The organism is Deinococcus carri (genome assembly GCF_039545055.1).
GTDB classification, from domain to species: domain Bacteria; phylum Deinococcota; class Deinococci; order Deinococcales; family Deinococcaceae; genus Deinococcus; species Deinococcus carri.
In genome coordinates this window covers 109,594-117,500 of record NZ_BAABRP010000006.1, presented here as the reverse complement: position 1 = coordinate 117,500, position 7,907 = coordinate 109,594, and the positions used below count along the sequence as shown (strand labels likewise).

The window sequence follows — 7,907 nt, the reverse complement described above, 5'->3', positions numbered from 1 at the left end:
GAAGCGCCGCAACGCGGGAAGCTGCACCAGAAGCTGGGCCACCCCACCCGCCAGCCAGCCGAAGGCCAGCCAGGTCGCCGTGTCGGGCAGCAGCAGCAGGACGGCGATGCTGGCGAGGTTAAAGGCCACCGGCGCAAAGCTGCTCTCGCGGAAATGCTCGTCGGCGTTCAGCAGGCCCATCGCCACGCTCGACAGACTGATCAGCATCAGAAAGGGCATGACGAGCTGCGTCATGTACACGGCCAGTGCCCGGTCCACGTTCGGGGACCCGGCCAGCAGCAGGTCCACGATAAAGGGCGCGGCCAGGATGCCCACGGCCATCAGCAGCAGGTTGACCGCGATCAGCACGCCGCTGAAGGCCGAGGCGAGCTGCCTGCGCCCGGTCTCGTCCAGCGTCTTGTACACCGGGATAAACGAGTTGACGAGCGCGCCCTCGGCCAGCAGCTCGCGCAGCAGGTTGGGAATCCGGACCGCCACCAGAAAGGCGTCGAGCAGCGTGTTGCCGAACAGGTTCATGATCTGCTGACGCACGATGCCCGACAGCCGCGACCCCAGCGTGCCCGCCATCACGATGAGGGTGTTGGCCCGCAGCGACTTGCGGGCGGCCGGGGCCTGCGGCGCGGGGGTAGACGCCGGAAAGACGAGGTCCAGTTCGAGTTCAGGCCGGCTCTCGGGAGCCTCGGGCGCGGGGCCGGGGGACGGCGGGACGGTCACGCGCCCAACTGTAATGCAGCGGGCCGGGACAGGCGGGCAGGTCGGGCGGGGGGGTCATACGGATTCCGGCCATTCCGTTAGCTTTCGGGAAAGCGCCGAAGGCTAACTCCATTCTGGAATCCGTCCTTCTCCTTCCAGTCGGGTTTCGCAGTTATTGCATAACTGTTCAACCGGAATTCGTATCAGTACGCCGGGCGCACCGGCAACGGCTCATAGACGTTCTTGCTGCTGCCGTTGCTGAAGGTGATGCGGCCCGTCACGTTCAGGCTGGTGTACACCCGGTCGGCGCGGTCACGCACATTCAGCGGCAGGGTGAAGATCAGGTGGTTCCCCTCCTGCCGGAAGCGGGTGACGGTGCCGCCCGCAGAAGGCCAGCGGTCCACGCCCGGCGGCCCAGAAGCCGCAAATCTGCACCCCTCCCCCATCCTCCACACCTGTGCTATATTTCCCGGTGCCCACCGGCAGATGCCGGAAAGCCACGCGCGGAGAGGTGCCAGAGTGGTTGAATGGGTCGGTCTCGAAAACCGAAGTAGTCGCAAGGCTACCGTGGGTTCGAATCCCACCCTCTTCGCCAGCAAAGCCGCCCCTGACTTCACGGTCGGGGGCGGTGCTTTCTGGCCCGGCAACCCTGTAGGCCCTTTCACCGATGCGGCCCGGCCTTCTTCCCGCCTACCCTGGAAGCGATGACCGAACAGCCCGATCCCGCGCCGCCCCGGAAGATGCACGAGGGTGAGCTAGAGATGGACGCCGCGCTGGTGCGCCGTCTGCTGACCGCGCAGTTTCCGCAGTGGGCGGAGCTGCCGCTGCACGTCTTTGCCTCGGCGGGGAGCGACAACGTCATCTACCGGCTGGGGGACGAGCTGGCGGTGCGGCTGCCCCGCATCCCCGACGCGGCCGGGCAGGTGGAAAAGGAGCTGTCGTGGCTGCCGGAGCTGGCCCCGCACCTGCCGCTGGCGGTGCCCGTGCCCCTGGCCCTGGGACAACCGGGGGAGGGCTACCCGCTGAGCTGGGGCGTGTACCGCTGGCTGCCGGGGGAACCGGCCTTCTGGGAGAACCTGGACGACCTGGCGGGGGCGGCGCGCGACCTGGCGGGCTTTATCCGGGCGCTCCAGGGCTGCGACCCTACAGGTGCGCCGGTGGCGGGGCCTCACACCGGAGAGCGCGGTTCGCCGCTGCTCAGCCGCGACGACTTCACGCGTGAAAACATCGCCCTTCTGCCTGAGGATCTGGATCAGGCGGCCCTCACGGCAGCGTGGGAGGCGGCGCTGCGTGCACCGGTCTGGGCGGGCGCGCCCGTCTGGATTCACGGTGACCTGAAGTCGGACAACCTGCTGGCCGAAGGCGGGCACCTGAGCGCCGTGATCGACTTCGGCGCGCTGCGGGCCGGTGACCCCGCCTGTGAACTGGCGGTGGCCTGGAACTGGCTGGACGCCGGGGCCAGGCGGGTCTTCCGCGAGGCTGTCGCCTGCGATGGGGCCACCTGGGCCAGGGCACGCGGCTGGGCACTGTCGATCGCTGCCGCCGAGATTCCCTATTACCTGCACACCAACCCCGCGATGGTGGCGCGCTCGCGCTACGCGCTGGGGCAGGTGCTGGGCGAGGCGGGGCAGAGCTAGGCCACCCGGCCGATGCCCCCGCCCGCCCCCGCATGTCAACCTGACCGCACGATGATCAAGAACCTCAAGTAAAGGCACACCTTCTGCGCAGCTCCCCCGGTTTACCCTGGGGTGATGCCGGAACGTGCCCCCCTCTCGCCGCGCGGAGACTGTCCGGGTGGCCCCGAGTGCTTGTCCCACAATCCACATCCCACGACCCACACCCCTGCAAAGGAAGTGAATCACCATAGATAAAGTGCATGGCAACACGTCGGGTTTGCGCCCGGCACAGCTCAAGGCCCTGGGCAATCTGTACCGCCGCCGCATCGAGCCGGGGCGCGTCGGGTCGCCCGAACTCGCGCGCAACCTCGCGGAACTCTCGGACGACATCCGCCGCGAGGTGAGCGTGCTGATCGACCGCCGGGGCCGCGTGGTCAGCGTCTCGGTGGCGGACGCCAAGGGCGCGGAACTGCCCGACCTGCGCATGGGCGAACAGCGCCTGGCGGGCTTTCACCTGCTGCACACCCACCCGCGCGGCGGGGCGCTCAGCAAGGGCGACCTCTCCACGCTGTTCCTGAAGCGGCTGGACGCGGTCAGCGCCATCGAGGTGCGGGAGGGGGGCCAGCCGGGTCTGGTCCACACCGCGCACCTCACGCCGCCCGGCACGGTGGGCGAGGAAGAGGACTGGCGCATCCTGCCCCCGGTGCCCGCCTTTCAGATCGACGACTTCGACCTGGGCGCGCAGGTCGGGGCGCTGGAGGAGGAAATCGCCCGTGCCGCCCGCACCCGCGAGGCCAAAAAGGACCGCGAGCGCGCCATTCTGGTGCAGCTCGACCAGGGCGAGTTCGACGCCGAGGAGCGGCTGACCGAACTCTCCGAGCTGGCGCGCACCGCGGGCGCGGAGGTCGTGTACCGGGAGCTGGTCTACCGCCGCAACCTCAAGCCCGGCACCCTGGTGGGCGCGGGCAAGCTGGAGGAACTCACCAGCAAGGCGTACCACCTGGACGCCGACCTGCTGATTTTCGGCCAGGAACTCGGCCCGGCGCAGGCGCGCGAGATCGAGGCCGCCACGGGCCTGAAGGTGCTCGACCGCACGCAGCTCATTCTGGATATCTTCGCGCTGCACGCGCAGGGCGTGGAATCGCGGCTTCAGGTGGAACTCGCGCAACTGCGCTACATGAAACCCCGGCTGCTGGGCGCGGGCGCGCAGCTTTCCCGCATCGGCGGCAGCGCGGGCAGCGCGGCAGGTGGGGCGATTGGCACACGCGGCCCCGGTGAAACCAAGCTGGAGCTGGACCGCCGCCGCATCAACGACCGCCTATCCTTTCTGGAAAAGCAACTGGAGGGCGTGGCGGTGCGCCGCGAGGAACGCCGCAAGGGGCGTGCGCGCAACGACGTGCCGGTCGTCTCCATCGTCGGGTACACCAACGCGGGCAAGTCCACGCTGCTGAACGCCTTTACCCACGCCGCCGAGGAACCCCGCCGCGTGCTGGCTGAGAACAAGCTGTTCGCCACGCTGCGCCCCACCAGCCGCCAGGGCTTCATCGAGGGCATCGGGCCGGTCGTCTTCACCGACACCGTGGGCTTTATCCGCGACCTGCCCAAGGACCTCGCGCGGGCCTTCCGTGCCACGCTGGAGGAAATCGGGGACGCCGACGTGCTGCTGCATGTGGTGGACGTGGCGAGTCCGGGGGCCGACCTGCGCCTGGACGCCGTGAACCGCATTCTGGAGGACCTGGGCTTCCGCGAGATGCCCACCGTCACCGCGCTCAACAAGGCCGACGCCGCCGACCCCGAGGTGCTGGAGCGCGAGGTGGAACGCACCGGGGGCATTCCGGTGAGTGCCCTGCGGAACCTGGGCATCCCGGACCTCAAGGAAGCCCTGGCCGACGCCATCGCGGGCGTGCAGCGGCAGGAACTCGCGCAGCGGGAGGAGGCGCGGGAACGGGCGGCGGAGTACCGGTAGACCGGTGAGTGGTCAGTGGGAAAGACCCCTCAGCCCCTGGCTACGCCAGGCCCTTCTCCCTGTGGTAGAGGGGTCAGAATAGCCCTCTCCCCCACCCCACTGACCACCCACCACTGACCACTCACAGCCTCTCACCCCCACGTGAGAGGCTTTTTTCATGCGCCTCGCCTGGCTCTACCTTCTCGCCGTCGCGCTGACGTGGCTGCTGGGGGAGTACGTCGGGGAGCAGACCCTTCCCACCCTGCTGCTCGCCTACGCGCCCCCGCTGCTGTGGCTGCTGCCCGCGCCGTTCGTACTGGCGTGGACGCTATGGCGGCGGCGCGGGACGGCGGTGGCGCTGGCGGGCCTGGGGCTGGCGGCGTGGGGCGCGGGCCTGCTCCACTGGCGGCCCCAGCAGGACGGCGGCGCGTTGCGGGTGGTGACGTTCAACGTGGCGCGGGGCACGCAGGGAACGCCGGAAGGGGTGGCCGCGGCCCTGCGCGCGGCGGATGCCGACCTGCTGCTGCTTCAGGAGACGAACTTCGTGCGGCCAGGCTTCCGGGAGGAACTGCTGGCCCGCCTGCCCGGCTACCGCGTCGCGGCCGGGGAGGAGGTGCTGACCCTCTCGCGGCTGCCGGTCCTGGGAACCCGCACCCACGCCGCGCCGGGGAGCAGGCGGAACTTTCTGGAAACGCGGGTGCGCTGGCGGGGACAGCCGCTCCGGGTGGTGAACGCGCACCTGGGGACCGTGCTGGTGTCGAGTGCCCTCAGGGGCGACTTTGCCCGGATGCGGCAGACGCGGGACGTGCGGGGTGAACAGGTGAAGTTGCTGGCGGGCATCGCCGCACGCGGGCCGGGACCGCTGCTGCTGGGCGGCGACCTGAACACGCCGCCCCGGGGGGTGGTGTACCGGCACCTCCGGCAGGCCTTCGGCCCCGACGCCTTTGACCTGGCCGGACGCGGCCCCGGCTGGACCTTCCCCGGCCTCTTCCTGCGGATTGACCACCTGCTGGGGCGGGGCCTGACACCCAAGCGGGTGCGGGTGCTGGCCGGGGCAGGCAGTGACCACCGGCCACTGCTGGCCGAGTTCTCGTCCTCCTCCTCCTCACGGATTCTGCCCGGCCGCTTCTGACCCCTGGACCCCGCGCATGAGAACCCCGTGAAGCCCTCCTGGCAGGAATCGTGGAGAACCTGGACGGGGCGTTAAGTTGTTCACAACTCGTTTTGTGCCCCCCGGGGGCGGCGACCCAGCAGAATGCCGGGCAGGTCTCTGGCCGCGGGTCAGAGGCGGTATCCCGAACGGTTTTTCCTGCGCCTGACCCCGAGTCCCCCGCGGAGGTTTCCCGGAGAGCCATCTGTGGGGCAACCCCGACGAGGAAAGGTCAACCCCAAGCGTGCGGCCTGCCCGGGCGATGTCCGGGACCAGGCCTGCCGGGGCGGACCGGACAGAGGTCAGCGGTACCAGGGAGGTTTGCATGGACAATCTAGAACTGTGGGTGGGCATCGAGCCGACCGTCAGCCGCGTGAGGACGGAGAGCCTCGACCAACTGAGTCTCAGCGGCTTCGACCGCCGCCCGGAGGACATCGACCGGCTGGCGGCGCTGGGGGTGTCGGCCCTGCGCTTTCCGCTGCTGTGGGAACGCACCGCGCCCCAGGGGCTGGCGCAGGCCGACTGGCGCTGGGCCGACGAACGGCTGGCCCGCCTCGCCGGGCACGGCGTCCGGCCCATCGTGGGGCTGGTGCATCACGGAGGCGGCCCCCGCCACACGCACCTGCTCGACCCCGGCTTTGTGGACGGCCTGCGGGCCTACGCCCGCGCGGTCGCCGAACGCTACCCGGACGTGAGCGACTACACGCCGGTCAACGAACCGCTCACCACCGCCCGGTTCTCGGCGCTGTACGGGCACTGGTACCCCCACGCGCGGGACGAGCGCAGCTTCTGGCAGGCGCTGATGCACCAGCTCCGCGCCACCGTGCTGGCGATGGAGGAGATTCGCCGGGTCAACCCGGAGGCGAGGCTGATCCAGACCGAGGACCTGGGCCATATTTCCAGCACCCCCCGGTTGAGGGGACAGGCCGACTTCGAGAACGAGCGGCGCTGGCTGAGTTTCGACCTGCTGCTGGGCCGGGTGGACGAGGCGCACCCGATGTGGGACCACCTGCGCTGGGCCGGGGCCAGCGAGCGCGAGGTGCTGTGGTTCGCCGAGCATCCCTGTCCGCCGGACGTGCTGGGCCTGAACGTGTATGTGACCAGCGAGCGCTTCCTGGACGAGCGGCTGCACCACTACCCGTCCCACACGCACGGCAGCAACGGCCGCGAGCGCTACGCGGACGTGGAGGCGGTGCGGGTACGCGGCGAGAGCATCGGCGGGGTGGGCGGGCGGCTGCGCGAAGCCCACGCCCGCTACGGACTTCCCCTCGCCATCACCGAGGTGCATCTGGGCTGCACGCGCGAGGAGCAGCTCCGCTGGCTGCACGCGGCCTGGCAGGAGGCCGGGCAGGTGCGCCGGGAGGGCGCGGACGTGCGGGCCGTGACGGCCTGGGCGGCGCTGGGGGCCTTCGAGTGGAACAGCCTGCTGACCCGCCGCAGCGGCCACTACGAGAGCGGGCTGTGGGACGTGCGCGCGCCGCAGCCGCGCCCCACCGCGCTCGCGCAGCTCGCGCGCGAACTGGGCCACGGCCAGCCCGCCAGCCACCCCGTGCTGGCCGGGCCGGGCTGGTGGCGGCGCGGGGAACGTCTCCTCTTTCCCGCTGTCGGCCCCGTGCGCGCCGAGCGCCCCGCCGGACGCCCGCTGCTGATCACCGGGGCCACCGGCACGCTGGGCCGCGCCCTGGCCCGCGCCTGCGAGGGGCGCGGCCTGCCCTACCACCTCCTCTCGCGCCAGGACCTCGACATCACTGACCCCCGCTCAGCTGGGGCGGCGCTGGAAACCTACCACCCCTGGGCCATCATCAACGCGGCGGGCTACGTGCGCGTCGACGACGCCGAGCATGACCCGCGCAACGAGCGCGAGAACGCGGCCGGCCCGCGGGTGCTGGCCCAGGCCTGCGCCGGGCAGGGTGTGCGGCTGCTGACCTTCTCCTCCGACCTGGTGTTCGACGGGCGCAAGGGTGCCCCCTATGTCGAATCGGACACCCCCCACCCGCTCAATGCCTACGGGCGCAGCAAGCGGGCCGCCGAGACCGGGGTGCTGGAGGCGTTGCCCGACGCCCTGGTCGTGCGGACCAGCGCCTTTTTCGGCCCCTGGGACCCCTACAACTTCGCGGCCTATGTCCAGCGGGAGCTGCGGGCCGGGCAGCCGGTGCGGGTGGCCGACGATCAGGTGGTGTCGCCCACCTTCGTGCCCGACCTCACCCACACCGCGCTGGACCTGCTGATCGACGGCGAGGGCGGCCTGTGGCACCTGGCGAACGCCGGGGCCGTGAGCTGGGCCGAGTTCGCTCGGATGGTGGCCGGGGCCACCGGCCTGGACCCGGAACTGGTCGAGGGCGTGCCCACCGTTGCGCTGGGCCTGCCCGCCGCGCGGCCCACCTTCAGCGCCCTGGGCAGCGAACGCGGCTGGATCATGCCGGACCTCGCGGACGCCGTGCAGCGCTGGGCCACCCATCCGGCGGTGCAGGAACAGGCCCAGGAACTGCTGGCCTCCGACTGA

At 70.9% G+C, this 7,907-nt stretch carries 6 protein-coding genes and 1 tRNA gene (1 of these 7 running past the window's edge); 5 read left to right on the top strand and 2 right to left on the bottom strand.

The genetic code is table 11. The features are described 5' to 3' along the window. Positions 1-714, bottom strand: the start of a protein-coding gene (gene murJ / locus ABEA67_RS09945) for a murein biosynthesis integral membrane protein MurJ (RefSeq protein ID WP_345464628.1). The gene continues 906 nt to the left of window position 1, outside the view; 714 of the gene's 1,620 nt are visible here — the first part of the coding sequence; the start codon lies at positions 712-714; its stop codon lies off the left edge, out of view. Between the two features lie 182 nt (positions 715-896). Then, positions 897-1,097: a hypothetical protein gene (locus ABEA67_RS09940; RefSeq protein ID WP_345464625.1), complete on the bottom strand. Its 201-nt coding sequence runs from the start codon at positions 1,095-1,097 to the stop codon at positions 897-899. A gap of 101 nt (positions 1,098-1,198) precedes the next feature. On the opposite strand from ABEA67_RS09940, the gene ABEA67_RS09935 reads away from it, so the two are divergent. The 5 genes from ABEA67_RS09935 (at position 1,199) to ABEA67_RS09915 (ending at position 7,907) form a co-directional block, all read left to right on the top strand. Beyond that, a tRNA-Ser gene (locus ABEA67_RS09935) sits at positions 1,199-1,288 on the top strand. Between the two features lie 109 nt (positions 1,289-1,397). Then, entirely contained in the window at positions 1,398-2,330 is a 933-nt protein-coding gene (locus ABEA67_RS09930) for an aminoglycoside phosphotransferase family protein (RefSeq protein ID WP_345464622.1), read from the top strand. Positions 2,331-2,565: 235 nt separating this feature from the next. Next, positions 2,566-4,275, top strand: a complete 1,710-nt coding sequence (gene hflX / locus ABEA67_RS09925) for a GTPase HflX (RefSeq protein WP_345464619.1) — start codon at positions 2,566-2,568, stop codon at positions 4,273-4,275. A 157-nt stretch (positions 4,276-4,432) separates the two neighbouring features. Further along, positions 4,433-5,386 (top strand): endonuclease/exonuclease/phosphatase family protein, encoded by a 954-nt coding sequence (locus tag ABEA67_RS09920; protein ID WP_345464616.1) that lies wholly within the window; start codon positions 4,433-4,435, stop codon positions 5,384-5,386. A 343-nt stretch (positions 5,387-5,729) separates the two neighbouring features. Next, the gene (locus tag ABEA67_RS09915) at positions 5,730-7,907 is read left to right on the top strand and encodes a family 1 glycosylhydrolase (protein WP_345464613.1); all 2,178 of its coding nucleotides are present in this window, start codon (positions 5,730-5,732) and stop codon (positions 7,905-7,907) included.